At 69.7% G+C, this 23,728-nt stretch carries 18 protein-coding genes; 8 read left to right on the top strand and 10 right to left on the bottom strand.

From position 1 onward, the window contains the following. Positions 1-161: 161 nt before the first annotated feature. Complete coding sequence (gene murJ / locus ABZS58_RS03100; RefSeq protein ID WP_354776985.1) at positions 162-1,976, bottom strand: murein biosynthesis integral membrane protein MurJ; 1,815 nt, start codon at positions 1,974-1,976, stop codon at positions 162-164. 181 nt (positions 1,977-2,157) lie between these two features. Between murJ and ABZS58_RS03105 the strand changes: the two genes are divergently transcribed. Next, positions 2,158-3,660, top strand: coding sequence for a CCA tRNA nucleotidyltransferase (locus ABZS58_RS03105; protein ID WP_354776987.1), 1,503 nt, complete (start codon positions 2,158-2,160; stop codon positions 3,658-3,660). Here ABZS58_RS03105 and ABZS58_RS03110 read toward each other — a convergent pair. Both ABZS58_RS03110 and ABZS58_RS03115 read right to left on the bottom strand, forming a co-directional pair. Then, positions 3,647-4,924, bottom strand: coding sequence for a peptidylprolyl isomerase (locus ABZS58_RS03110; protein WP_354776989.1), 1,278 nt, complete (start codon positions 4,922-4,924; stop codon positions 3,647-3,649). The two genes, ABZS58_RS03105 and ABZS58_RS03110, sit on opposite strands and share 14 nt — an antisense overlap. Before the next feature lie 131 nt (positions 4,925-5,055). Continuing rightward, positions 5,056-6,195: a glycosyltransferase gene (locus tag ABZS58_RS03115; protein WP_354776991.1), complete on the bottom strand. Its 1,140-nt coding sequence runs from the start codon at positions 6,193-6,195 to the stop codon at positions 5,056-5,058. A 182-nt stretch (positions 6,196-6,377) separates the two neighbouring features. On the opposite strand from ABZS58_RS03115, the gene ABZS58_RS03120 reads away from it, so the two are divergent. Next, a complete protein-coding gene (locus tag ABZS58_RS03120) occupies positions 6,378-7,310 on the top strand; it encodes a hypothetical protein (protein ID WP_354776993.1) in 933 nt (310 codons plus the stop codon). A 5-nt stretch (positions 7,311-7,315) separates the two neighbouring features. Here the strand turns inward: ABZS58_RS03120 and ABZS58_RS03125 are convergent, their stop codons facing one another. From ABZS58_RS03125 to ABZS58_RS03135, 3 genes are all read right to left on the bottom strand, one after another. Next, entirely contained in the window at positions 7,316-8,683 is a 1,368-nt protein-coding gene (locus ABZS58_RS03125; RefSeq protein ID WP_354776995.1) for an MFS transporter, read from the bottom strand. A 67-nt stretch (positions 8,684-8,750) separates the two neighbouring features. Next, on the bottom strand, positions 8,751-10,268 hold the full coding sequence (locus ABZS58_RS03130; protein WP_354776997.1) for an SPFH domain-containing protein: 1,518 nt from the start codon (positions 10,266-10,268) through the stop codon (positions 8,751-8,753). 12 nt (positions 10,269-10,280) lie between these two features. Beyond that, positions 10,281-10,787, bottom strand: coding sequence for an NfeD family protein (locus ABZS58_RS03135; RefSeq protein WP_354776998.1), 507 nt, complete (start codon positions 10,785-10,787; stop codon positions 10,281-10,283). Positions 10,788-10,877: 90 nt separating this feature from the next. On the opposite strand from ABZS58_RS03135, the gene ABZS58_RS03140 reads away from it, so the two are divergent. Then, positions 10,878-11,360: a methylated-DNA--[protein]-cysteine S-methyltransferase gene (locus tag ABZS58_RS03140; protein WP_354777000.1), complete on the top strand. Its 483-nt coding sequence runs from the start codon at positions 10,878-10,880 to the stop codon at positions 11,358-11,360. Positions 11,361-11,413: 53 nt separating this feature from the next. Here the strand turns inward: ABZS58_RS03140 and ABZS58_RS03145 are convergent, their stop codons facing one another. Beyond that, a complete protein-coding gene (locus ABZS58_RS03145) occupies positions 11,414-12,493 on the bottom strand; it encodes an inositol-3-phosphate synthase (protein WP_354777424.1) in 1,080 nt (359 codons plus the stop codon). A gap of 23 nt (positions 12,494-12,516) precedes the next feature. Beyond that, positions 12,517-13,116 (bottom strand): PadR family transcriptional regulator, encoded by a 600-nt coding sequence (locus ABZS58_RS03150; RefSeq protein WP_354777002.1) that lies wholly within the window; start codon positions 13,114-13,116, stop codon positions 12,517-12,519. Positions 13,117-13,300: 184 nt separating this feature from the next. Between ABZS58_RS03150 and ABZS58_RS03155 the strand changes: the two genes are divergently transcribed. From ABZS58_RS03155 to ABZS58_RS03170, 4 genes are all read left to right on the top strand, one after another. Next, positions 13,301-13,735 carry a DUF5318 domain-containing protein gene (locus ABZS58_RS03155; protein WP_354777004.1) on the top strand — a complete coding sequence of 145 codons (435 nt, stop codon included), beginning with the start codon at positions 13,301-13,303 and terminating at the stop codon, positions 13,733-13,735. Positions 13,736-14,183: 448 nt separating this feature from the next. Beyond that, positions 14,184-16,757 (top strand): transglycosylase domain-containing protein, encoded by a 2,574-nt coding sequence (locus ABZS58_RS03160; RefSeq protein WP_354777006.1) that lies wholly within the window; start codon positions 14,184-14,186, stop codon positions 16,755-16,757. A gap of 81 nt (positions 16,758-16,838) precedes the next feature. Continuing rightward, positions 16,839-18,032 (top strand): glycosyltransferase 87 family protein, encoded by a 1,194-nt coding sequence (locus ABZS58_RS03165; RefSeq protein WP_354777008.1) that lies wholly within the window; start codon positions 16,839-16,841, stop codon positions 18,030-18,032. 4 nt (positions 18,033-18,036) lie between these two features. After that, positions 18,037-19,491 carry a glycosyltransferase 87 family protein gene (locus tag ABZS58_RS03170; RefSeq protein ID WP_354777010.1) on the top strand — a complete coding sequence of 485 codons (1,455 nt, stop codon included), beginning with the start codon at positions 18,037-18,039 and terminating at the stop codon, positions 19,489-19,491. Positions 19,492-19,565: 74 nt separating this feature from the next. On the opposite strand, the gene ABZS58_RS03175 is transcribed toward ABZS58_RS03170, so the two are convergent. Together ABZS58_RS03175 and ABZS58_RS03180 are read right to left on the bottom strand one after the other, a co-directional pair. Then, positions 19,566-21,827, bottom strand: a complete 2,262-nt coding sequence (locus ABZS58_RS03175; RefSeq protein ID WP_354777012.1) for a hypothetical protein — start codon at positions 21,825-21,827, stop codon at positions 19,566-19,568. After that, positions 21,824-22,597, bottom strand: a complete 774-nt coding sequence (locus ABZS58_RS03180) for a deoxyribonuclease IV (RefSeq protein WP_354777014.1) — start codon at positions 22,595-22,597, stop codon at positions 21,824-21,826. The genes ABZS58_RS03175 and ABZS58_RS03180 overlap by 4 nt, the downstream gene beginning before the upstream one ends. A gap of 223 nt (positions 22,598-22,820) precedes the next feature. On the opposite strand from ABZS58_RS03180, the gene ABZS58_RS03185 reads away from it, so the two are divergent. Then, on the top strand, positions 22,821-23,615 hold the full coding sequence (locus tag ABZS58_RS03185; RefSeq protein WP_354777016.1) for a hypothetical protein: 795 nt from the start codon (positions 22,821-22,823) through the stop codon (positions 23,613-23,615). The last annotated feature ends 113 nt before the right edge of the window (positions 23,616-23,728 follow it).

The raw sequence follows: 23,728 nt of genomic DNA on the forward strand, positions 1-23,728 counted from the left end.
CAGGACATAGCGGTCATATACCTTTCACCCATGTTTCACCGGCATGCCCGACCCCGGAACCGCCCGTCCGGCGAAGCATGAGCGCCGCCCGTCCGGCACTGTCGCACCGTCCGGCCGTCCACCGTCCCGCCACATGTGCGCATGGCCGCTGGTCGACGTGATCATCGGCCGAGTTTGCCCTTGATCAGACCCGCGAACTGGCGGACCTCGGGCACGCGAAGGGCGAGGGCGACCGCCGCGTAGGCGACCAGCAGGACCGCGCCACCTGTGACGAGTTGCACGAAACTGGTGATCTTGCCGGGGTCGAGCACCTTGCCGACGCCCCACGCGACGGCCAGCGCCAGCACACCACCTACCGCCGCCGCGGCCGCGAGCCGGCCCAGGGTGTCGGCGACCTTCGCCAGGCCGAGCCGCCCGAGCCGCGCCCGCAGCAGCCAATAGCCCATCAGCAGCGCGGCGACGAAGGACAACGCCGTGCCCACCATCAGCGAGGCCGTCACGGCCGCGATCGGCAGGATGAAGTAGAACGCCACGTCCAGCAGCAGCCGGACGGCGACACCGCCGATGTTGACCAGTGCCGGGGTGCGGGTGTCGCGCATCGCATAGAACACGCTGGTCTGCATCTGGCTCAGCGCGAACGGCAGCAGGCCCAGGCCCGCCGCGCTCACCACCCAGCCGGTCGCGAGAGCGGTGTCGTAGTCATACTGCCCCCAGTTGAACAGCGTCACCGCGAGCGGCTGGCCCAGCACCAGATAGATCGTGGCGGCGGGGATGAGGATCACCGACGCCAGCCGGGTGCCCTGCGACAACTGCTCGGTGACGTCGCCGAACCGGCCGTCGGCCGCCGCGGACGAGATCCGCGGCATCAGCGCGGTGATCACGGAGACGGCCACGATGCCGTGGGCCATCATGAAGATCAGGAACGCGTTGTTGAAGATCGCGGGGCCGTCGCCGCCGCGCAGCGAGTTGTTCTTCGCCAGGACCATCACGACCGTGATGCCGATCTGGTTGACCCCGACGTAGAGCAGCATCCAGGCGCCGAGCCGGCCCAGCTCCCGCAGGTTGAGCTTGCCGAAGTCGAAGCGCCACTTCCACTTGAAGCCCGTCTTGCGCATCGCCGGCCAGAGCCCCAGCGACTGGATCACGATGCCGAGCGTGGTGCCGATGCCGAGCACCAGGACCTGCGCCAGCGTGATCGTCTCGGGCGTCGGCAGGTTGGGCCCGGGGAGGATCACGAACACGCCGGCCGTGGCGATGATCACGACGTTGTTGAGGATCGGGGTCCACATCGGTGCGGCGAAGTGCCCCCGCACGTTGAGGATCGCGGCGAAGATGCCGGCCAGCCCATAGAAGAAGATCTCGGGCAGCAGCAGATATGCCAGCAGCGTGATCAGGTCGCGGTCGGTCGTCGTGACCTTGTCGTTGCCGAGTGTGTAGACCGCGGTCAGCAGCGGCGCCGCCAGGACCACCACCAGCGTCGCCGCGCCGAGCGCGACCACCGCCAGGGTCAGCAGGCGCTGCGCATAGGCCTCGCCGCGGTCGGGGTCCTGCTTGCGCGCCCGCACCAGGGTGGGGATCAGCACGCTGGCCAGGACGCCGCCGAGCAACAGCTCATAGATCTGGTTGGGCAGATTGTTGGCCAGCGTGTAGTCGTCGCCGACCGCGAACCCGCCGATCGCCGCCGAGATGGCCGCCGCGCGGACGAAGCCCGTGGCGCGGCTCACCAGGCTGAGGATCGCCATCGTGCTGCTGTTGCGCACGACGGTGCCGGTGCTCTCGTCGTCACCCGGCCCGGGCGGCGGCGCCGACTCCTCGACGACGGGAGCGTCCGCCGTCATCTCAGGCGTGGATGTGATCAGCGGAAGGCTGACCGTGGGCGCGTTGGCAGGGTCATGCGCCCTGTGGGCACCCTCGCCCACGGGACGCAGCACCGCCGTCGGCTCGTTGCTCCAGCGCCCGTCGTCTGCCGGGTCCATCCGCCACACCCCAACTCGGCCGTGCTTCCGCTCGCAGCACAGACCATAGTGGCACCCCCCGACATTCCTGCCGCCCCACCGACGAGCAGACAAATCGCGCGCACCGACCCCGACACGGCAACTACCCTCGGTGTCCGCTCCTTGCTCACCGCTCATGCCCTCGCGATAGGCTCACCGACCGATGCCCGAAACCACACGCGCCGAATCCACCCGCGCTGAGAACGCACGCGCCGAGAGCGCACGCGCTGAATCCCCGCGCGCCCTCACCGACGCCCAGCGCCGTGCCGTGCACGAGCTGATGCGCGTCTCCCCCGTCGCCGACGAGCTCGGTCGCCGGTTCGCAGCGGCCGGGCACGAGCTGCACCTCGTCGGCGGCTCGGTGCGCGACGCGCTGCTCGGACGCCTCGGCGACGACCTGGACTTCACCACCGACGCCCGGCCGGAGCAGACGCTGCGGATCATCGACGGCTGGGCCGAGGCGGTGTGGACGACCGGTCAGGAGTTCGGCACGATCGGGCTCGCCCGCCGGGGTCTGCGCATCGAGGTCACCACGTTCCGCGCCGACGCCTACGACCGGGTCAGCCGTAACCCGATCGTGCAGTACGGCGACAACCTCGTCGACGACCTGCGCCGCCGCGACTTCGCGGTCAACGCGATGGCGGTGTCGGTGCCGGGCCACGAGTTCACCGACCCGTATGGCGGCCTCGCCGACCTCGCCGACCGGGTGCTGCGCACGCCGGGCGCCCCGGAGGACTCCTTCGCCGACGATCCGCTGCGGATGTTGCGGGCCGCACGGTTCGCCGCGCAGCTGCAGTTCGCCGTTTCGCCTGATGTACGGGCAGCGATGACCGCCATGGCGGGCGACCTGGCACGGATCACCGCCGAACGGATCCGCGACGAGTTCGTGAAGCTCATGTGCGGCGCCGACCCGATCACGGGCCTGCGGCTGCTGGTTGACACCGGGCTGGCCGAGACGTTCCTGCCCGAGGTGACCGGCCTGAAGCTGGAGATCGACGAGCACGCCCAGCACAAGGACGTCTACGAGCACACCCTGATCGTGGTCCGCAACGCGATCGGGCACGAGACCGACGGGCCGGACTTCACGCTGCGCATGGCCGCCCTGATGCACGACGTCGGCAAGCCGGCGACCAAGGCGGTCGGGCCGGACGGCGGGGTCAGCTTCCACCACCACGAGGTCGTCGGCGCGCGGCTGACCAAGCAGCGGATGAAGGCGCTCAAGTTCCCCAAGGACGTGATCACCGACGTCTCCGAGCTCGTCATGCTGCACCTGCGCTTCTACGGGTACGGCCGCGGCGAGTGGACCGACTCGGCGGTGCGTCGCTACGTGACCGACGCCGGGCCGCTGCTGACCCGCCTGCACAGCCTGACCCGCTCCGACGTGACGACCCGCAACCGACGCAAGGCGGCACAGCTGGCAGCCGACTACGACGCGCTGGAGACCCGCATCGCGCGCATCGCCGCCGAGGAGGACCTGGCCCGCGTCCGGCCCGACCTCGACGGCAACGCGATCATGGAACTGCTCGGGGTGCCGCCCGGCCCGCTCGTGGGTCGGGCCTGGCGGCACCTCAAGGAGCTGCGGCTGGAGCGCGGTCCGCTCGACCGGGACGAGGCCGAGGCGGAGCTGCTGCGCTGGGCTGCCGCCGAGGGCCTCACGAAACCCTGATCTCCGTGATCTGCACGGCCAGCTTCGGCGGACCGTCGGCACCCCCCGTGGTGGTGCCGACGGCGGCGATCCGGTCCAGCAGGTCCAGGCCGCTCGTCACCTGGCCGAACACGGAGTAGTCCGGCGGGATGTCGCTGTCCTTGTAGACGATGAAGAACTGCGAGCCGTTCGTGCCCGGGCCGGCGTTGGCCATCGCGAGCGTTCCCCGCGGGTACGGCGGCAGCGTCGTCGGCAGGTTCTCCTCGCCGAACTGGTAGCCCGGCGTGCCGGTCCCGGTGCCGCCCGGGTCGCCGCACTGCAGCACCCACAGCCCCTCGGTGGTCAGCCGGTGGCACGGCGTGTCGCTGTAGAAGTCGTCCCTGGACAGGTGGACGAAGGAGTTGACGGTGCAGGGCGCCCGGTCCGCGTACAGCTGCACGCCGATCACACCGAGGTTGGTCTCCAGGGTCGCCGTCGGCTTGCCCGACAGTGTGGACCGCGGCGCGGGCGTCGCCACCAGGCGCGGGTCGCCGCCGCCGCGGTCCGCCGACGAATACGCACACGGCACACCCGTCCCGGCCTGCGGCGCTCCACCGCCGGTCGGGCCGGCCGCGGGACCGCGACTGGTGCCGTCGTCGGCGCCGGGCGGCGCGGCGGGGCCCGTCTCTGCCGTCGACGCCGCCGCCGAAACGACCGGACCCGCGCTGGTGTCCACCGAGTCGTTGGCTCGCATGTACAGCAGCACGGTGCCGGCCCCACCGAGGATCAGCAGCGCGGCAAGGCCGCCGACGACCGGAAGCACCCACCACCGCCGCTGACGCTGCTCGGGCATGCCGGGCGGTTGCGGCGCGCCGGGCCTGCCGCCGGGCATGTTGGAGCCACCGGCCGAGCCGCCCGCACCGAAGCCCGGCCCCCCGCCCGCGCCGAAGCCCGGACCGCCGCCCGTGCCGAAGCCGGGGCCCGGCCTGCCGGAGCCGGTGGGGGCGGCCTCCTCGTGTGGTGCGGCCGAATGCGCGCCCGCGCCGCGGCCGGAAGCGGGCTCGCCCGGCGGGTGAATGTCCGGCACGTCCTCCGCGGGTGACGCCGGACGCAGCCACGCGGGCAGCGTCGGATCCGGCGCCTGCGGCGGCAGCGGCTCGGCCAGCTCCGGCGGCCGTGGCGCCCCGGGCCGGGGCGGCTCGTAGTCCGGCACGTCACCACGGGCAGTCAACCCGTAGATGGGCTCGCGGTATTCGTATTCGTCGGGTTGCGGCTCGTCCGGCGGCTCATACGCGCGGGACGGCAACGACGGCCGCGCCGGCGGCCCCGACTCCAGCTCGAACCGGCGAGGTCCGCGGCTGGAATCGGGATCCGGAGGCGAAGCAGACAAAGGCGGTGGAGGCGATGACATTATGTGATCATACGATTACATACAGCTCAAAGTGGTAGTGTCGCCGCCAACGCCTTCGCTCGTTCCGCCCACGAGTGCTGCTCGGCGAATGCCTGCCGGGCCGCGACAAGGTCGGGGTCGTGGGACTCGGCCGCCGCCTCCCGCACCGCCGCGACCATCGCCTTCGGGGTGCTGGCGACCCGCACGAGCGGGGAGTCGAGCCAGTGCACCGCGGGCAGGTCGGTGCTCACCGGCGGTTTCCCGGCCGCGAGGTATTCCAGCGTCTTGAGCGGGAACGACGCCCGGTTGAAGGGCGTGTCCTTGTACGGCGTGACGCCCACGTCGATGTGCCGCAGGAACGTCGGCAGCGACTCGAACGGCTGCCGCCCGACCCAGACCACGTTCGGCCGCTCGGTCAGCGCCGGGAAGCGCTCCGGCTCCCAGCGCGCGTCGTGCGGCCCGACCAGCAGCAGTGACACGCCGTCGTCGGCCAGGGCGGTGAGCAGCTCGAAATCCGTCCGGTCGGAGAACTGGCCGATGACCCCCGCGACCGGCCCGGCAAGCGGCTTGGGCAGCGCCGCGGGCTCGCCGGGCGTCCGGTACGCCGAGGTCTGCACCCCGTTCGGGATCAGCTCGACCCGTTTGGCGTTCAGGCCGGTCCAGCGCTCCGCCAGTACCGTCGAAACCGCCACGACCAGATCGGCGTTGTCGATCTGACGGCGCTCGTCCTCGGCGACCCGTGCCGCGTCCTGCCCCATGAGCTCGGCGCCCGCGACATAGTCGTCGGTGCCGTAGAGCACCTTGGCGACCCCGGGTCCCCAGCTGCGCAGGACGTCGACGAGGTTGCAGGCCATGACCGCGGCCGGCCGCCGGTCGAGTTTGCGCAGCGCCCAGCGGGTCTGCGAGCGGATCAGCGCCGCGGTGCTGACCTTGATGTAGGGCCTGGTGTGCAGCGGCAGCACCCGCGGCGTCAGCCGCGTCACACCGTCGGAGACCTGACGGATCTGGGGCGCGACGCCGAGACGCGAGGCGCCGTAGCGGTAGCGGTCCGGGGTCGCCGCGGAGATCGGCGGATCGACCCAAAGGATGTCAGCATGAGGGGTGAGCGCCGAGGCGAGGAGCCGGTCAGAGCCGGTCACCCCGTCCCACGACGTTCCGGCGAAGACGACGACCAGCGGCTGAGACACAACGCACATTCTTCCGGAGGACGCGTGGCGGGTTCAACGCTGTCGGAACTTTGACCACCGATGCGTCGTGCATGTGGCGATTCGGTCGGTTCTGCACGTAGACGCGTTCAGCTACCGTCGCTAAGCGATCCCCCCTTGAAACCCTGGAGGAAGACATGCAGCCGTGTCCCAACTGCGGCGGCATGGGCATTGATACGAACGGTTACTGCACGCAGTGCCGCACCTATCGAGGCGTCCCGCAGGCGCCGCAACCGCCCGTGAGCGGCTCGCCCTACAGCGGCGACCCGTACAGTGGCGCGCCCTATGCCGGCTATCAAAGCAGCGGACCCTCGTTCCCCGACCAGCAGGTCAGCGGCCCGGGCTACCCGGGTCAGCCCGGCTACCCCGGCCAGGTCAGCGGCCAGCCGGCCTACCCGGGCCAGGTCAGTGGACCGCCGGCGTTCCCGCCGACCACCTACGGCGGCCAGTACGGCGCGTCACCGACGCCCCCGCCGCGCCGCAACAAGTTCATGATGCCGCTGATCGCGCTGTCCGGCGTGGTCGTGATCCTCGTGATCGCGATCGTCGCGGTGGTCGCCCTGCGCGGCAACGACGACCCGAAGACCGTCGCCGACCCCGGCAAGAACACCGGCGCGACGACGGGCACGAGCGCCGGCGCGAGCGCCAAGCCGAGCGCGGCGATCGACACGTGCCTGATCGGCAGCTGGACGACCACCAGCTACAGCCAGGAAGCGCCGATGGCCAACGTCGAGGGCGGCCTCAAGCTCACGCTCGACAAGAACGGCTCGAAGCTGAAGTTCGGCTCGGACGGTTCCTACACCGAGACGTACGAGAACAGCGTGTACAAGGCCAACCCGACGATCTCCGGCACGGCGACGGCGATCACGGTCACGGTCAACGCGACCGTCACCGCGACGGTCCACACCACCAGCGGCAGCATCGTCTACGAGAACGCGAAGGCCACCGGCAAGATGCTGACGACGGCACCGTCGATCGGCTACAGCCAGGAGGACCCGTTCGAGCCCGACGACACTCCGGCCAAGTACACCTGCAACGGCGACACCCTGTCGTTCAACTCCTCGTCGACCCAGGCGAAGGCGAAGAAGACCAGCTAGAAGCGTCAGGTCACCGACGTGAGGTGTTTCCCGCCGGGTTGCGCGATGTCGTCGCCGACCCGGCGGGCCCACCGGCCGCCGAGCACCGCATAGCCGGCGGCGGCCAGGACGTAGCAGACCGCGACCACGCTGAGCACCGCCGCCGACCGGCCGGTGTAGGGCAGGGTCAGCGCGCCGATGTACATGCCGGCGACCAGCATGATGTTGAACGCGGTGTCGTTGATGCTGAACACCCGCCCCCGGAAGTCGTCGGCGCACTCGTGCTGCAGTGACGTGTCCGTGACGATCTTGATCGCCTGGGCCGCGAGGTTGGTGAAGAACACCGCCCCGAGCAGCAGCACAGGGTCGAAGGGCAGCCCGAAGCCGAGGATCGCCGCGCCCGTGGCCGCCAGCACGGCCGTCACCCACCGCCAGCCGCCCATCCGGCGGGCCACCGGCGGGGTCACGAAGGACGCCAGCAGCATCCCGATGCCGCCCGCGATGAAGGCGTTGGCGATGGTACCGAAGGAGCCGCTGACGTCTTCACCGTTGTTGAACACGGTGCGGAACAGCAACAGGCTGGCCAGCAGCACGACGCCGTACAGGAGCCGGAACACGGCCTGGACCAGCACCAGATAGGCGGCGCCGCGCTTGGCCGCGAGGTGCCGGACCCCGGCGATCGTGCCCCGGCTGACCTCGCCGACCGCCTGCCGGATCGAGCTCCTGGCCCGTTGCGCGGTGTCGGGGCCGAGCTCGTCGGCGGTGAACGACGACCGGCCCAGCAGCGCGGAGACGAGATAGAAGCCGGCGGCGAGCGCGGCGACCGGTGCATAGCCGTGGAACGAGGCGGCCAGCACCGTCTTGATCAGGGCGCCGGCCGCGCCGATGCCGACGGAGAAGCTCAGCGAGCCGAGCGTCGCCGAGAAGGAGTTGGCGGTCACCAGCATGTGGTCGTCGACCACGTGCGGGGTCGCCGCGGACAGCCCGGCCAGGAAGAACCGGTTCAGCCCGGTCACCACCAGCGCGAGGATGAACGGCGCCGGCGAGTCGTGACCCTGCCAGATGTACAGCGCGATCGGCAGCACCAGCACGGCGCGCAGGAGGTTGGCGCGGGAGATGATCGTGCGCCGCCGCCACCGGTCGAGGAACACCCCGACATAGGGCCCGATCAGCGAATACGGCAGCAGCAGCACGGCGAAACCGGCCGCGATCGCCATGCCGTCGGCGGCCTTGTCCTGATTGAACAGCACGGTGCCGGCCAGGGCGCCCTGGAAGAGGCCGTCGCCGATCTGCGCCACCATCCGCACGCCGAGCAGGCGGCGGAAGCCCCGTTGCCGCAGGACTGCCCGCACGAAATGTGACTGCGGATGGGCGGCTGCGGTGGCGGTGGACACCGCAAAAGCCTACGGCTCGTTCAGGCCCGGTGAAGACTTCTGCCTCCACCGGGCCCGAGATATGCCCCTACGCCTTCGGCGGCTCGACCGCGGCGCGACCGTTGATCGGCTCGTCCACCGTCGTGCCAGTGATCCTGCCCAGCAGCTTCGCCAGGTCGATGCCGGTCAGGTCGTTGCTGAGCTGCAGGCCCTGCGCCACGTTGCCGGCGACCGACTTCGTGAGCGACGACGCGCCGTCGGTGGAGATCACGGTCATCTTGTCGATGTTGGACATCGGCGCGCTCGCCGCCTTGACCACCTCGGGCATCACCCGCACCAGCAGGTCGAGGATGGCGGCCTCGCCGTACGTGGCGAACGCGTCGGCCTTGAGCTTCATCGCCTCTGCCTCGGCCTGGCCGCGGGCCAGGATCGCGGTCGCCTCGGCCGCACCCTCACGCTCCAGCGCCTCCGCGATCGCGACGCGCCGGCGCTGCTCGGCCTCGCCCTCCTTGGCACCCTCGATGGCGTTGGCCTCGGCGAGCGCGGCGCGGCGGGACCGCTCGCCCTCACCGGTGAGCCGCGCCTGCTCGGCGGAGCCCTGCGCGGCGGCGATGACGGACTGCCGCTGCGCCTCGGCCTTGAAGATCGCGGCGTTCTTGGCCGCCTCCGCTTCCTGCTCGACCCGGTAGCGCTCGGCGTCGGCGGGCTTGCGGACCTCGGTGTCGAGCTGCCGCTGCTTGAGCTCGGCGTTGCGCTCGGCCACCTTCTGCTGCTCGGCCAGGATGATCTGCTCCCGCTCGGCCTGGGCGAGGGGACCCGCCGCGGCGGAGCGGGCCTTGGCCGCGTCGATCTCGGCCTGGATGCCGGCCTGCTTGAGCGACAGGTTCCGGTTCGCCTCGGCGATGGCCTCCTCCGCCTTGAGCCGCTCCGACTCGGCGGCCTGGCGGGCGTGCGCCTCGGCGATCGCGGCGTCGCGGAGCACCCGGGCGGCCTCCGGGCGGCCGAGGTCCTGCAGGTAGGACCCCTCGGCGAAGATGTCCTGCAGCTGGAACGTGTCGAGCACCAGACCCTGGTTGGTCAGCGAGTGCTCCGCCTCCTCGGCGACCGCGCTGGCGAACGCCGTCCGGTCCCGGATGATCTCCTCGATGGTCAGCCGGCCGACGATCGAGCGCAGCGCACCGGCGAGCACCTCACTGGTGAACAGGTCGATGCCCTGCTGCTGGTTGAGGAACCGCTGGGCGGCGGCGCGGATCGCGTCCTCGGTGCCGCCGACCTTGACGATCGCGACGCCCTGCAGATTGGCGCGGATGCCCTGCTTGGACACCGCGCCGGTGATCTCGACGTGGATGCGGCGGCTGGACAGGTCGAGGACCTGCAGCCGCTGCACGACTGGCATCACGAACACCGAGGCGCCCATGACGACCTTCTGGCCGGACAGGTCGGTCGAGCGCGACCCGTCCAGTGCTTGCACCGACTTGCCCTTGCGGCCGGTGATGATGAACGCCTCGTTGGAGCCGGCGACCTTGATCCGCGACACCACGAACAGCATCAGGAACAGGATCAGCAGGACCGCGCCACCGATTGCGATGAGCAGGACCGTATTCATATGTCCGCCCTTCTATAAAGGGGTTTCTTCGACAATCACGCTGGTGGAGCTCGTCGCCTCCACCACAAGAATCCGGGTGCCGAGCGCGATCGGATGGTCGGCGCGGGCGCTCAGCTTCACCGGCTGCCCGCCGAGGGAGATCCGCACCTCGCCGAAACCGTTCACGGTGATGGGGGTGACGACGACACCCGTGGTGCCGATCATGTCCCTTTGGGTCGGTGTCGCGTCGGTACGCATGTTCATCGCCATCCGGGCGAGCCGGGTCGCCAGCCAGGCGGTCGGGACGGCGGCGACGACGCCACCGATCACCGCGACGAGCAGACCGCCGGGCACGCCGACCGCGGAGACGATCGCGGCGCCGAAGCCGAACGCGCCGATGAACCCGGCGATGGCCGGCAGGGAGAACACACCGCCGGCGTCCGGGTGGTCGACGTCGAAATGCAGCAGGTCGCCGACGAGCAATGACAGGGCCAGCACGAGCACGCCGATGCCGCCGATGACCAGAAATACGACATCCATCGCCGGCCCCCTCCCCCGTCCCGCCTGGCAACTGGAGGGTATCGATCGGACGCAAATCTGACACTCGGGTTATCGGGCACAATTGCTTGCGTGCGCTGGGCGGAAATGCAAGCACCGATCGACGCGGTCGGGATCGCGGTGGACGACACCGGAGTGTGCGCGGTGCGCTTCGGCGGCGCGGCCGGGCCGTTGACCTCTCAAGATCCGGTGCTCGATCAGGCCGTCGAGGAGCTGACCCGCTACTTCGGCGGAGCGTCGGGGTCGTTCACGGTGCCGCTGTCGGTGCGCGGAGGTTCGGAGTTCGAGCGGGCCGTCTGGCGGGCGCTGTGGGCGATCCCGTATGCGGAGATGCGCACGTACGGGCAGATCGCCGCCGCGGTCGGCGAGCCGGACGGGGCCAGGGCGGTCGGGGTCGCCTGCAACCGCAACCCGCTGCCGATCATCGTGCCGTGCCACCGGGTGGTCGGCGCCGACGGCAAGATGGTCGGCTTCGGCGGTGGCATCTGGCGCAAGAAGGTGCTGCTGGAGCTGGAGGCCAAGGTGCGCATCGAGCGCGAGTTCGGCCTGCTCTGAACATATCTAGGGCCCCTCCCGACGGAAGGGGCCCTAGATAATAAGGAACGAGATCAGCGCTCGATCTCGCCGGCGATGAACTGCTCGACCGACGCGTGCGCGTCGTGGTCGTTGTACTGCACCGGCGGCGACTTCATGAAGTAGCTCGACGCGGACAGGATCGGGCCGCCGATACCGCGGTCCTTGGCGATCTTCGCGGCGCGCAGCGCGTCGATGATGACACCGGCCGAGTTGGGGGAGTCCCAGACCTCGAGCTTGAGCTCCGCGTTGAGCGGGGTGTCACCGAAGGACCTGCCCTCCAGGCGGATGTAGGCCCACTTGCGGTCGTCGAGCCACGGCACGTGGTCCGAGGGACCGATGTGCACGTCGGACTTCGCCATCTCGTGCGGGATCTGCGAGGTCACCGACTGGGTCTTCGAGATCTTCTTCGAGACCAGGCGGGTGCGCTCCAGCATGTTCATGAAGTCCATGTTGCCGCCGAAGTTCAGCTGATACGTGCGCAGCAGCTCGACGCCGCGGTCCTCGAACAGTTTCGCGAGGGCGCGGTGGACGATCGTGGCGCCGACCTGGCTCTTGATGTCGTCGCCGACGATCGGCAGCCCGGCGTCGGTGAACTTCTGCGCCCACTCCGGGTTGGAGGCGATGAACACCGGCAGCGCGTTGACGAAGGCGCAGCCCGCGTCGATCGCGGCCTGGGCGTAGAACTTCGCCGCCTGCTCCGAGCCGACCGGCAGGTAGCAGACGAGCACGTCGACCTGCGCGTCGCGCAGCGCGGCCGTCACGTCGACCGGCTGCTCGTCGGACTCGTCGACCATCTCGCGGTAATACTGGCCCAGGCCGTCGAGGGTCGGGCCGCGCTGGACGGTCACGCCGGTGGGCGGCACGTCGGCGAACTGGATGGTGTTGTTCTCGCTGGCGCTGATAGCGGCCGCCAGGTCCTGGCCGACCTTCTTCGCGTCGACGTCGAACGCGGCGACGAACTGCACGTCGCCGACGTGGTAGTCGCCGAACTTGACGTGCATGAGACCCGGTACCCGGTCATTCGGGTCGGCGGTGCGGTAATACTCCACGCCCTGGATCAGGGACGAGGCGCAGTTGCCTACACCGACGATGGCAACGCGGACGGAGCCCATCGCGGATGCCTCCTTCTTGTTGTTCACGATGACCGCTCCGGATCTGCCGAAGGCGGTTGAGGGGTGGTGCCATTGCGTTCGTTCGCAATGAGCTCTTCGAGCCAGCGGACCTCGCGCTCGCACGCGTCCAGGCCGTGGCGTTGCAGCTCCAGGGTGTAGGCGTCGAGCCGCTCCGCGGCCCTGCTCAGCACGTCGCGCATACCTTCGCGGCGCTCCTCGACGCGGCGGCGGCGGCCCTCGAGGATCCGCAGCCTGGTCGCCGGGTCGGTGCGCGCGAAGAACGCGAAGTGGACACCGAAGCCCGCCTCGCTGTCGTAGGTCTCGGGGCCGGCGGCGGTGAGCAGCTCCTGGAAGCGCTCCTTGCCCTCGGCGGTGATCGTGTAGACCACGCGGCCGCGCTTGCCGGTCAGCAATGGGACCTCATCGGGTGACGCCGGCATGCCCGCCGGCGGCGCACCCTCGGAGATCCAGCCGTCCGTCTGGAGACGACGCAGTGTGGGGTACAGCGAGCCATAGCTGATCGCGGCCCGGAACGCGCCCAGCTTGGTGGTGAGCTGCTTGCGCAGCTCGTAGCCGTGCATCGGGGACTCGTGGAGAAGACCGAGGATCGCCAGTTCGAGCATTCCCAGCCTCCCTCCGTTTACCCGGCCGATGTATCGGTCCGATACATCGCAACGGTAGGCGCATGACCGAACGGACGCAACGCGCATGACCGAATGACCTGGAACACACCGCTGATCGTCTATCCGACGGTTACCGATCGTGACCGATGTCGCCGAGCGGCGCGGGACCGCGTACCCTCGGCGCATGCGTACCCAGCGCCAGGTGGTCGACTTCTCCTTGCGGAGACGCGCCCTGCTGCGTGAGGTGCATTCCGGGCGCGTCGGCACCTATGAGGTGTGCGACGCGTCGCCATACCTGAAGAGCGCAGCGAAATTCCACGGCGAGCCGACGGACGAGCTGTGCCCGGTGTGCCGCCGGGAGAACCTCACCCATGTGCATTACATCTATGGGGATGAGCTGCGGCAGTCGTCCGGTCAGGCCCGCCGCCTGACGGAGCTGTCGCTTCTGGCCATGACGCTGAGTGAGTTTCACGTCTACGTGGTGGAGGTCTGCCGCGACTGCGGCTGGAATCACCTCGTGGAGCAATATCTGCTGGGACGGGACGGCCTTGCGGCCGGATCGGACGATGGAGCCGCTGGTCGGTCGTCGACGCGGGTCCGAGGAGGGGCGGCGGAGTGAAGCTGGCCCGCGACCGTGGCGGGCCGATTTGCATCGATGCCCTGACAGGTGGTGACGAGTGGCGGCCTCACGGCCGCTTGACCGCCGAGACCGCAGACTTGGACCCTGACCGACGAGTGCCTCAGCTCACAGACATGGTGGCGACGGAGCATGCGACAACGACGCAACCGGCAAGGTGGGACGAATGAACTACGGTGACCCGACCAATTCCCCCCCGGGCCGGGCGCAGGTTCCTGGATCCTTCCCGGGACCGGACGGTGACGACCCCTTCGGTGGTCCCCCGCTGCCACCTCCGCCTCCCCTGCCGCCGCCGGCACCCAGCGCCGGTGCGGCCGGCCGGGCGACGGTGGGCCGGGCGAGCGTAGGCGGCCCGCCGGCCTCCTCCGCTGACGAGCCGCGGACCGGGCGGGCCTCCGTGCCCGTGCGCCCCGCTTCGGGGTCCGCGTCCGTGGGTTCGGCGTCGGTCGGCTCCGCATCCGTCTCTGGGTCCGCGTCCGTCTCCGGCTCGGCGTCCGTGTCGGGCTCCGCGTCGGTGCCCGGGTCCTCCGCCGGCCGCGCCACGGTCGGGCGGGCGACGGTCGGCCGCGCCTCCGTGTCGATGGGCGCCGAGGGCTTCGGCGACGGTCCGGGCGGGCCCGGCGGTCCTGGGGGCCCTGGCGGTCCGGGCGGCCCCGACGGCAGCGGCTCCGGCCGCGGCAAGTCCAGCGCCAAGGCCAAGCGCCGGCGCCGCCGCAACATCGTCATCGCCTCGATCGCCGCGTTCATCATGATCGCCGGCATCGGCATGGTCAGCGGCACGTATTACTTCGACCAGGTCGCGCTCCCCCAGGACCTGGCCATGGAGCAGTCGACGACGATCTTCTACGCCGACGGCGTGACCCCGATGGGCCGCATCGGCGACAAGAACCGCACCGTCATCACGATCGACGACATCCCGCCCGACGTCCGGCACGCCGTCGTCGCGGCCGAGGACAACAGCTTCTACACCAACGACGGCGTCGACTACAAAGGCGTCGTCCGCGCCGCGTGGAACAACGTCACCGGCGGTGACCGGCAGGGTGCGTCGACGATCAGCCAGCAGTACGCGCGGCACTGGGCCGACCTCGAGGGCGTCACCTACGCGCGGAAGCTGCGCGAGGCCGTCATCGCGCTGAAGCTCAACCAGGAGTTCGACAAGGACAAGATCCTGGAGATGTACCTCAACATCGTCTACTTCGGACGTGGGGCGTACGGCATCCAGGCGGCTTCCATCGCGTACTTCAACAAGCCCGCGAAGGAACTCACCATGGCCGAGGGCATGGTCCTCGCCGGCATCATCAAGAACCCTGAGGGCAACAACGCCAAGGGCAGCCCCTTCGACCCGAACATCGACAAGTCCCAGGCGACGGACCGGTTCAACTACATCAAGGGCCGGATGCTCAGCCTGAAGTTCGTGAACCCCGAAGAGGCGGACACGAAGATGGCCTACCCGGCGAAGGTCATCACGCCGGCCGAGTCCCGAGCCAACGCGATCAAGACGCAGGGCAGCATGGACAAGCCCGAGGGCCTGATCGTGCACCACGTGCTCGACGAGGTCGCGGCGCTGACCGACCCGAAGACCGGCGCGCTGCTGTACGAGGGCGTCGACCCCGACGGCAGCAAGAACTTCGACAAGATCGCCAACGGTGGTCTGAAGATCGTCACCACGATCGACCAGAAGCTGCAGCAGGCCGCGGTCCAGGAGGCCAGCCGCAACCCGGAGTCGCGGATCAACAAGTATCCGCAGAACCTGCAGGCCGCCCTCGTCGCGGTCGAGCCGGGCACCGGCGCGGTCAAGGCCTACTACGGCGGCGACAAGGGCACCGGCGGCGACTTCGCCGGCTACTACAACGACCCCGTGCTCAGCGACGGCTCCGACAGTTGCTGCGGCGGCCACCCGCCGGGCTCGACGATGAAGGTCTACACGCTCGCGACCGGTCTCATGGCCGGCTACACGATCGACTCCTACTGGAACGGCGACTCCCCGCAGCAGTTCCCCGCCAGTGGCCGTACCGCGAAGAACCCGGTCAAGAACGCCGGTGAGGGCAACGTCTCCTCGCCGAAGTGCAAGTCCGGCGACGGCAAGTGGTGCACCTTGGAAGAGGTCACCGTCATGTCGCTCAACGTGCCGTTCTTCGCGCTCGCGGAAAAGGTCGGCCCGGCGAAGGTGATCGACACCGCCCGGGCGGCCGGCATCACCGACATGTGGGCCAACGTCGACGGCAAGTCCACGAAGATCGACCTGGTCAAGAACAAGGGCGCCGACGTGTTCCCGAAGTACTTCAACACCGAGGTCGCCTTCGGTCAGTACCCGGTGACGGTCCTGGAGCACGCCGGCGGCATCGCCACCTTCGCCGCCCGCGGCGTCGCGGCCAAGACGCACTTCCTCAAAGAGGTGTGGGAAGGCGGCAGGAAGACCTACGGCGAAGTGATCAACCCGAAGCGCATCCCGGGCTTCACCGACCAGATGGCCGACGACCTCAACACCGTCCTGCAGGGCGTGCCGAAGCACTACGGGCTGAAGCTCAAGGACGGCCGCCAGATCGCCGGCAAGACCGGCACCTGGCAGCTCGGCCAGACCACGTCCAACGCGCACGCGTGGTTCGTCGGCTACACCGCCTACGACCCGGGCAAGAAGTCGCCGGGCCTGGCCGCCGCGGTGTGGGTCGGCAACAAGGCCGAGGAACAGAAGATCGTCGACAGCAGCGGCAAGGGCATCATCGGCGGTAACCTGCCCGGCCCGATCTGGCAGGACTTCATGGACAAGGCCGAGGCCATCATGAAGCAGCCGAAGATCAACTTCCCGGGTCCGAAGAACGTCGGCAACCTGGAGGTCGGCACCGGCGTCTCGCCGCAGCCGAGCCTCCCGGTCGACCCGAACATCCCGAGCGGCGGCCCTGGCCCCGGCGGCGGCCCCGGCGGCAACAACAGCCAGAGCCCGGGCAACGGCGGCGGCAACGGCGGCGGCATCATTCCGACCATCACGCCGACACGAAGGCGCTGATCCCGGTAGGCCGAAGATGTGCGGCCACGGTAACGGCGGTATGTTCGCCGGGACCGTGGCCGCTGTCGTTGGGGGTTTGCGTTGGAAGCGGGCAGGCTGAAAGCCGTTCGGTGGGGGCTGCTCGCGCTGTTCGTGGCGCTGGTCGGCTATGCCCATTGGTGGTACGGCATCCGGCACCACTTCTACGACCTCACGATCTACCGGATGGCCATCGACTGGTGGCTCGACGGGAACGACCTCTACACGTTCACCAAGCCCGACGACACGCAGGGCGCGCTCGGCTTCACGTACCCGCCGTTCGGCGCGATGGTGCTGGTCCCGTACGCGCTGCTGAGCAAGAACGCCGCCGTGACCGTCTACGCGGTCATCGCCATCGCGGGTCTGCTCGTCACCAGCTACTGGCTGGTCGCCCCGGTGGCACGCCGGCACGGCTGGTCGCTGCCGTTCATGCTGGTGCTGTCGACCGTCGTGTTCAGCACCCTCGAGCCGATCCGTGAAACGTTCAGCTTCGGGCAGATCAACGTCCTGCTGATCGTGCTCATCCTGGCCGACCTGCTGATCCTGCTGCCGCGGGAGAGCCGGTGGGCGGGCGTGCTGATCGGGCTCGCCGCCGCCATCAAGCTGACCCCGGCGATCTTCATCGTGTATCTGCTGGTCAGCCGGCGGTACAGGGCGGGCATTACGGCGATCGTGAGCGCCGCCGTGGCCACGTTGGTCGCCGCCGCGGTCGCGCCCCGCGCCTCGTGGGACTTCTGGAGCGACACCCTGTGGAAGGGCGACGGGATCGGCAACAAGGCCTACATCCCCAACCAGTCGCTGCGCGGCCTCCTTGCCCGTTACGACGCGCCCGGCTGGCTGTGGGTGCTGCTGGTCATCGCCGTCGTCGGCGTCGGACTGTGGCGGGCCCGCCGGGCCGCGCTCGCCGGCGACGACCTCGTCGGCCTCACCATCGCCGGTCTCGTCGGCTGCCTGGCCAGCCCGATCACCTGGATCCACCACATCTACTGGTTCGTGCCCGCCATCGTCGTCCTCGTCGACGCCGGTCGGCGGTGGCTGGCCGTATTGATCGCGGTAACCGTCGGCATCGGGATGGTGTCGCTGTACGACCAGGGCCTGCCCGTCGATCCGTGGGGCAAGGGCGTCCTCGGCTTCTTCATCGAGAACTGGTATGTGCTGCTCGGCCTCGCGCTGCTGTTCGCGCTGCCGATCCGGCGTCGCGGCGAGCAAACCACGTCGGGTGGTGCATCCGTCTCGGAGGTCGCGACGGTACGGTGATGCGATGCCGCCGACTGTGCGACCCGAGCACCGCCTGAGTGACGAGCCCGCCAACTCCGACCGCTTCGTCGGTGGCCTCTCCGAGTCGATCGGTGGGCCGCTGGGCAGTCACGCTGTGCGGACGTCGAGCCGTTTCTGGACCCCCGCGCGGGTGGTCCTGCTGCTGATCTGCGCCATGCTCAGCTTCTCGTGGATGCAGAAGTCCCCCTGTCGCGACGGCGCGTGGGCGGACATGAAGCAGTACAAGTACTTCTGCTACACCGACGTGCTGGCCCTCTACTACGCCGAGGGGCTCAACGAAGGTCAGGTCCCCTACGCCGATCACCAGGTCGAGTATCCGGTCCTGACCGGCGCGTTCATGGGCGTGCTCGGCCTGCCCGTGTACTCCCTCGGCCAGGCCGAGCGGATCGACAACCCCGGTCAGACCTTCTACGACCTCAACGCCGTCGTGCTCAGCGCGTTCGGCATCGCCGCGGTCGCCGCCACGATCGCCGTACGCCGGCGAAGGCCCTGGGACGCCGCGATGTTCGCCGCGGCGCCCGCTCTCTTCGTCTCCGCGACCGTCAACTGGGACCTTTTCTGCGTCGGTCTCGCCTCGATCGCGATCACGTTCTGGGCCCGCCGAAGACCACTGCTCGCCGGTCTTTTCCTCGGCCTGGCAACGGCCGCGAAGTTCTATCCGGTCCTGATCCTCGGCGCACTGCTGGTCCTGTGCCTGCGCACCGGCAAGTGGAAGGAGGCCCTCGCCACCTTCGGCGTGGGCGCGGGCACCTGGCTCGCGATCAACGTGCCCGTCGCCGCCCTCTACTGGGAGTCCTGGGCCAAGTTCTGGGACTTCAACTCCCAGCGGGGCATCGACTGGGGCACGCTCTGGTACATCGGGGCACACTTCCCGCGCGGCTCCGGCCAGTACGGGTTCCCCTTCTTCCAGAACCTCGACACCGACCCTGAGCACTCCACGCTGAACGTGTTGTACCTCGGGTTGTTCCTGCTCAGCTGCGTCGGCATCCTCGTCATCGGCCTCACCGCGCCGACTCCGCCGCGCCTCGCGCAGCTCGCGTTCCTGATCGTGGCGGCGTTCCTGCTCACCGGCAAGGTGTGGTCGCAGCAGTACGTGCTGTGGCTGATTCCCCTCGCGGTCCTCGCCCGTCCCCGCTGGGGTGCGTTCCTCGCCTGGCAGGTGGCCGAGGTCCTCTACTTCGTGTCGTTCTACGGCGAGCTCATGGGCGCCTCAGGCCGGCAGGTGTTCCCGGAGGGCGTGTTCGTGCTCGCCTCGATCCTGCGACTGGTCACGCTCGCCGTGCTGGTCGGCTACGTGATCCGCGACATCCGGCACCCTGAGATGGACGTCGTCCGCGACACGTACGAAGGCGAGGACCCAGACGGCGGCGTCTTCAACCGCGACGACGTCGAACGACCACTCATCGAACCGCCACCACTGGTCAAAACGGCTGCATGAAAAGGGCCGGCGGGGTTCTCCCCGCCGGCCCTTGCTTTGTTCTTGGCTCGCTCTTTCGTTCGTGGGTTTGTCTGTCAGCTGTCCTCGACCTTGTAGAGCACGACGTCGCCCTGCTCGGTGCGGGTCAGGCCGAGGCCGTCGATCGGCGCGTCGATCGCCCGCTCGTATGCGGTGCCGAGGGCCTGGCTGCGCACCACGACGACGGTGCGGATGCGCCGCTCCCGCAGCAGTGCCACCGTCTGCGCGTCGGGGAACTGCTGCATCGTCAGCCGCAGCTCCTGCTGGTCCATCGGCGTGAAGCCACTGCCCCCGTTGACGATCTTCGGGAACCCGTCGGTGCTCCACAGCATGACGTTCATGTCGAACAGCTCATGGCTCGGCAACACCATCAAGGGACCTTGCACCGAGCTCATCGCTATCGGCGTGTTCGGCACGACCGGGTGCGGCGTCTTGTGCGCGCCCTCGAACAGCACCAGCATCACCGGGATCAGCGTGGCCATGCGCGGCAGGAACCCGGCCCGGTCGCCCGGCTCCGACTGCGTCCGGTCGGCGAACAGCTCCACCGCCCGCTCCGCGAACGCGCTCACCGCCCCCGCCGCGAGCAGACCCAGGAACAGGGTCGTCCACACCACCAGCCGCCCCGACGTGCGGATGCCGTCGAAGCCGGGCAGCGCACGGTACAGCGCCAGGTAGCCGAACTCGCCCTTCCCGGGCCCGTTCGTGCCCATCGCCAGCGCGACCGAGGCGACGACGCCGACCAGCATCCAGAGCCGGTGCTTGAGCCGCCAGGTCGAGACGAACAGTCCGGCGAAGGCCAACCCGTACAGGAAGAAGCCCGGCAGCAGCGCCATCTCCGGAGCCCAGGTCAGCGTGGCGCGGGCCCCCGCATACGCCTCGTCCCACAGCCACGACTCCGGCGGGGCGATGAAGAACCCCTTCAACGGTGGCGAGAACAGCCCGACGAGTTCCTCGCTGCGCCGCGCATACGGGTGATCCTTCAGCACCTGCAGATACGGGTATGCCATCAATGCGCCGACCGCCGCGAAGACCGTCCCGCCGCCGAGGTTGGCGAAGAACAGCTTCCAGCCGAAGGGCCGCGTGACCGCCCACTTCCGCACGTGCCGGTAACCCCACGACACCGCGGTCGCCACCACGATCAGCAGCAGCGCATATACGAACGGGATCCCGATGCCGAAGCCCAGACTGATCTGCCACGCCGCGACGAGCCACCCGGCGAGGACCCAGCCCCACCGCCGCTTGTCCGGCTGATAGCCGTCCCGCAACGAGAACCCGTGCCCGCGGGCGAGCATCGCCAGCGCGAGCGCGATCCCGCCGACCGACAGCACGTGCAGGTGACCGGCCTGCCCGAGCCGCCACGGCGCGTAAGCGAACGCGGCCCCCGCCACGATCGCCCCCGTCGGCTTCGCCCCCAGCTGCCGGGCCAGCACATACGCCCCGAAGAACGCGAGCGCGAAGATCAGCACGTACATGACGTTGTACCGCACGAGCGCCGCCACCGGCCCGCTGCCGATCATGCCGGCGGGCGCATAGCCGAGCAGCGTGTCCGAGAACGCGTAGCTGTACTTCGAGGGGAAGAACGCGTTCGCATTCCACAACTGCGTCGGGTCGGTCGTGAGGATGTGCCCGCCCCACGCCATCTGCCACGCCTGCAGCGTCGGGTCCGCCGTGTCCTGCGGAATCGTCGTCCCGGGATGCTTCAGCGTCGGCCAGGTCATGAACGCGGCGAGCAGCACCGAGCCGATGGCGGCCATCGTCCACTCGTGCCCGAGAAACTCCCCGACGGCGTTGCCGACCCGCGTCGCCACCCTGCGCCCCCGGCCGGGCACCACCTCGGGAACCGGTGCGAACGACCCGAACGGATCCGCCTTGACCAGGCTGACCCGCTTCGCACCCTCCGCCGCCTCGCCTGCCCCGTCGCCGCCCGCCGCTTTGGCGTCGTCGGCCTTCGCGCTGTTGGCCTTCGCGTCGTCGGTCTTGGCCGCGTCGGTCTTGGCGCTGGCCTCCGCGTCGTCGGTCTTGGCCGCGTCGGTCTTGGCGCTGGCCTCCGCGTCGTCGGGCTTGGCGTCGCCGGGCTGGGCACCGCTGCCGTCGCCGGGCTTGTCCTCGGCCGAATGACCCGTGGCACCGGCCGTCACGGCCGTGTCCGCGGCGCGGCTGGTGCTGGTGGGCGTGGCGTCCGCAGTGCCACCGGACGAGGCCGCATCCAGGGCGGCGACTGACTTGCCGTTGTCGGACGCAGGCTCTCCCGAGGTCGGAGCGGGCGGCTCCTCAGGCTCCGCCTCCGGATCCTTCTCGGTCTCGGACAAATTGCTCACGCCAGCCGCTCCCGCAGGTAGGTGATGTCGGCGGTCTGCCCGTCGGCCCCGCCGGGCGTCTCGACCAGCGCGGGCGCGCCGACGGCCCGGATCACCGCGACGATCAGCTCGGGGTCGATCTCGCCGGCCGTCAGGTTGTCGTGGCGGTCGCGGCCCGAGTCGAAGCCGTCGCGGGAGTTGTTGGCGTGGATCAGGTCGATCCGGCCGGTGATGGCCTTGACCCGCTCCACGATGTCGAGGAGGTCCTCGCCGCCCGCGTGGGCGTGGCAGGTGTCCAGGCAGAAGCCGACCTCATACTCGCCGACCGCGTCCCACAGCCGGGCCAGCGCGTCGAAGCGCCGGGCGCACGCGTTGTCGCCGCCGGCCGTGTTTTCGATCAGGACCGGCGTCGCGAAGCCGCCCTCGTCGGAGGCGAACTTGAACGTCTTGCGCCAGTTGTCGAAGCCGGCGTCGAGGCCGTCGGCCGTCTCGACGTGCCCGCCGTGCACGATCAGGCCCTTGGCGCCGACCTTCGCCGCGCCCGCCGCGTGCCTGAAGAGCAGCTTGCGGCTGGGGATGCGGATTTTGTTGTTGGACGACGCGACATTGATCCGATAGGGCGCGTGGATGTAGATGTCGACGTCGGAGGCGATGAGCGCCTCGGCGTCGGGACGGTCTTTGGGATCGGCCCAGGCCTGCGGGTCGGTCAGAAAGAACTGGACCAGGTCAGCGCCGCGTGCCGCTGCCTCGGCCAGTGGCTGAGCGGGGTCGACGTGAGCACCGATTCGCATGCCGCAGAGCCTACGACGTGGCACCGACAGTTTGCGCGACCCAGGGCCTGGCCTCGGCGGTAACCCGACCGAAGGGTCCGGAATGCCGGGGTTCCGTCACCGTCCAGTCGGCCGCGTCGTTACGCAACTGGGTCGCCGTGATCGCGCGGCCTCGATGGAACCGCATCTGATCAATCCTCAACCTTGGATGGCTACCTTGTCTGGACACCGACCGGCACTCCGCGTGGCGGCAGCCGCCGCCGCGCTTGTCGCCGCGGCCCTGACCGTGGGCGCCAGCCCCGTGCACGCCGCACCCTCCACCCCGACCGTCGAGTTCAGCGGCGGGAGCGTGTTGAGCCTGCTGGTGTGCAAGTCGGAGCCCAACACCGGCAGCGTCTCGGTGCCGGCCGAGTCGCGGGTCAACTTCGTCAACCGCCTCGGCCAGGGCGCGACCCTCAAGGTCGACGGCAAGCCCGTTTCCACGGTGCAGCCCAACCAGGCGGTGCCGGTCGTGTTCAAGAAGGGCCCGGTCGACGTCGCGATGACCTTCTCCTGCGGCGTCGGCGTGGTCGAGCAGTTCAAGCCGGTCTCCGTCGGGGTCACCGCGCCGCCGGCCGCACCCGCTGCCGGCCAGGGCGGTCAGGCCGGCAAGCCGGCGAGCTCGCAGGGGCCCGCGGGTGCCGCCGCGGCCGCCGCCAACAACGCGATCGCGTCGCCGAACGGCCGCTCGACCCGCAAGCCGTCGACGAACGCGTCGGGCAGCACCGGCGAGGCGGACGGGACCGGCACCGAGCCGGTCGACCCGTCGCTGCTCGGCCCGGACGCGACCGCGTCGCCCAGCGCGGCCGCCAACGCGAACCCGAGTGCGTCGGCAGACGAGCGGGTATATGTGGAAGAGCCCGTCGCGGCGAGCGGCCCGGCCACGAACGCCCCCACGGGGCTGCTGGCTCTGGTCGCAACCGTCTGCGTGGTGGGTGTTGGAATCGCCGCAATTCGGGCTATTATTGCGCAGCGGTCATCACGCGCTAGCTACGCTTAAGGTACAATTAGGTAGCTCCGCGGGGCGCCGTCATCCAACGCACCGGTGTGGTCGTTCCTCCCCAGGTCCCACCCAGAGAAGCGGATGACGCGCCCCGCGGTCTTTTTGTGCAC

It is taken from the genome of Dactylosporangium sp. NPDC005555, from assembly GCF_040605635.1.
Lineage (GTDB): Bacteria > Actinomycetota > Actinomycetes > Mycobacteriales > Micromonosporaceae > Dactylosporangium.